Source organism: Flavobacterium sp. MFBS3-15 (genome assembly GCF_026107645.2).
Classification (GTDB): Bacteria; Bacteroidota; Bacteroidia; order Flavobacteriales; family Flavobacteriaceae; genus Flavobacterium.
On the sequence record NZ_JAPCHV010000037.1, the window covers coordinates 1 to 2,535 of the forward strand.

Below are 2,535 nucleotides of genomic sequence, written 5' to 3' on the forward strand. Positions count from 1 at the left end.
CAGCCCGAAGGGCTGCCAGTAATCGTGGTAACCGTCGCCGTTAGGTGTAAAGAAGTTCGGGTAATCGATCGGGCTCACCCCTTCAAGGTCCAGTATCAGCTCAAGGTCGTCACAAGGGTCGGCCGTAGCGATGTCCCTCACATGGACGATATGGCCAACCTGGCCCGGCTCCACAGGGTAAGCCGATACATTTTCGAACACGTTGGAGTTCTGCCACGGGCCGTTGTCCAGGCTGTACTGGTACTCGCCATAACCCTGCACCAGCACGGTGATCACCTGGTTCTCGCCAAACGGGTTGCCTACCACATAGCCAAAGTTGATCGGGCTGGCAGGGCCGCTCCTCTCGATCACGACAGGGGCAACAGGGTCAGACACGCACCCGGTAGCGCTGGTAGCGATCACGGTATAGCTGCCTGCCACGGTCACTGTAAGCGTAGGGCCGGTTTCTCCCGGCATCACGTTGCCATCCTGGTACCATACAAAGGTATGGGTGGCATCCAGGCCGGAATCAATGGTAGCATTGCGCACATTGTCGTTGGTCACAAAGTCGATACATACCGTAGTATGGTCGGCAGTAAGCACCGGTTCAGGGATGCGCTCCACAAACAGCTCCAGGGTAGTGATGTCGTTGCACCCGCTTACGGTCGACTCGTTAGTCACCCTCACCCAGATCATCTGGTAATCCGGAGCGCTCTGGTAGGCTGTAGGGTTCGGTATGGCATTCACGCCATCCTCAGCATCGGCCAGGCTGGTGTAGTAGGCCACGCTGTAAGTCGCCGGGTTCTGTGTGCCCAGCACTTCCGGCTCTACTACGGTAAGGTCGAAGGTAAACTCGCCATCGTTGTCCCCGTCATAGTCACATTCAAAGAACGTGGTGGTGATAGGGTTGGCTATGGCGGCTTCCTCTACCAGTAGTGTCAGCGGCGCGGTAATCTCACAGCCGGTATCGTTATTTACAACATGTACAAGGATGTTCTGCACGTTTGGCGAACTTGTGTTGGTATAGATGTACGGCATGGCTATATCGAGTGCCTGGTCGCCGGCGTTCCTGTAAAAGGTCACGGTATAATCATCCGGGTTTACGCCCTCGCCCAGTATCTCATCCATGTGGGTATTGAAGTCGAAGGTGGCAATGCCATCGGTATTCGGCTCGCATATCGCATACGGCTCTATCACACCTGCTTCTCCAAGCTCAGGAAGCATGTTCACGATCACCTCAAAGCTCACGATCTGGTAGCAAACCGGGTGGCTGGCGTTGCCGGTGTTGGCCTCGGCCCTTACCCAAATGGTTGTGCTGGCCGTGTTGTAGGCCGTGAAGTTGATTATCTGGTTCACCCTGTCCTCAGCATCTTCAAGGCTGGTGTAGTAGGTAAGCACCATGGTAGCATCGCCGTTTCGTATGTCGGCAGCCGCATCACCCAGGTTGAATACCTCCATGCCGTCCGGCGAGTTGTTGTCGTCGCATTTCACCAGCGGGTCCGGAGTGGTGTCCGGCTGTGGCAGCGGCAGCACCTGTATGGTCAGGGTGGTGTAGCTCACGCACCCCCTTAGGGTGGTCACTTTAACAAACAGCGTTTGCGGGTTGTTCAGCGGCGGGCCAAGGTTTTCGTAGGCCGTCGGGTCCGGTATGGCTACCGCGGCAGGGTCAAGGCGTGGGTCGGTTTCATAGTAAGTAACCGTCATGCCCTGGCCGATACCGAATGGCCCGAGTATCTCTTCATCTTTAACCGTAAGGTCAAATTCTGTAATTGCATCATTTCCATTAGGTGTCAGGCTCTCGTTGCACAATACCAGCGGTGCCGGCTGGGTAAGCAGCAGCGGCTGGTCAAGCAGCAATTGGAACGAGGTCACGCTGAAACATTCGGTATCAGGGTCTTCCACCCTTACCCAGATGAACTGCTGGTGCGTGCCATTATAATTGGCAGGGTTCACGATCCTTGGCATGCCCAGGTTAGCGCTTTGCAGGCTGGTATGGTAGGTTATCGCCACTACCCTTGGGGCAAGCGCAGCGTTGATTTCGGCATCCTGAACGGTCAGGTCAAAGATGGCCTGGTTGTTCTGCCCGTTGTTGTCGCGGTCGTCACACTGCCTGATGTCCTCAAGGTCTTCAGGGGCCTGTGGCGCCTCTTCCACACGCAGGGTGATCATGTACGGCTCCTGCCTTACGCATCCTGAAACCGTATTCCTTACCCTAACGTAAAGGATTTGTATGAACGGATCCACATTGTGGTAGTTCGAAAGGTCTTCGGTTATCGGGTTGTTGCCGTCTACGGCATCCTGCCAGGTATAGTGGAAGGTCACCTCAAGGTTTGGACCGTCGTTCTCCATGTCTTCTATAAGCGCCTGCAGGTCGAACACCCCAAAGCCCGATCCGTTGGTGTCGCACACGGTAAGCTCGTCCTCGGTGGGCATTACCAGTACCGGTACCGGCTCTACCCTCACATCAAGGAGCACGATCCTGAAGCAGCCGGTCTCCTCTACGGTTACCCGCACAAAGATGGCTTCCACGGCCGAGGCGTTAAAGTACGATTCAGG

At 55.7% G+C, this 2,535-nt stretch carries 1 pseudogene; it reads right to left on the reverse strand.

The annotated features are described in order from the left end of the window. Positions 1-2,535: pseudogene (locus OGH69_RS18185) on the reverse strand (hypothetical protein); the annotation flags it as partial.